Source organism: Vibrio sp. 2304 (assembly GCF_033339475.1).
Lineage (GTDB): Bacteria > Pseudomonadota > Gammaproteobacteria > Enterobacterales > Vibrionaceae > Vibrio > Vibrio alginolyticus.
Window position 1 is genome coordinate 1 of the sequence record NZ_JAWOUQ010000107.1, and the last position, 560, is coordinate 560.

Here is a 560-nt window from a genome sequence, read left to right on the forward strand (position 1 = left end):
TACGTGCGTGCCCACTGGGACGACATCCTGCGCCTGGCCAGCTCGATCAAGCAGGGCACCGTCACCGCCTCGCTGATGCTGCGCAAGCTCGGCAGCTACCCGCGCCAGAACGGACTGGCCGTGGCCCTGCGCGAGCTGGGCCGGATCGAGCGCACGCTGTTCATCCTGGACTGGCTGCAAAGTGTTGAACTGCGCCGCCGCGTGCATGCCGGCCTGAACAAAGGTGAGGCGCGCAACTCGCTGGCCAGGGCGGTGTTCTTCAACCGCCTTGGGGAAATCAGGGATCGGAGCTTCGAGCAGCAGCGCTACCGGGCCAGCGGCCTCAACCTGGTGACGGCGGCTATCGTGCTGTGGAACACGGTGTACCTGGAACGCGCCACCCAGGGGTTGGTCGAGGCCGGCAAGCCGGTGGACGGCGAGCTGCTGCAATTCCTGTCGCCGCTGGGCTGGGAGCACATCAACCTAACCGGCGATTACGTCTGGCGGCAGAGCCGCAGACTGGAAGACGGGAAGTTTCGGCCCTTACGGATGCCCGGAAAACCTTAGCGTACGATTTTTTC

1 protein-coding gene is annotated in these 560 nt (G+C 65.0%); it reads left to right on the top strand.

The window, feature by feature from the left end; all coding sequences use genetic code 11:
* Positions 1-546 (top strand): Tn3 family transposase (locus tag R7P64_RS24495; RefSeq protein WP_318124226.1); only part of this gene is annotated, 546 nt, incomplete at its 5' end.
* Positions 547-560 lie beyond the last annotated feature (14 nt).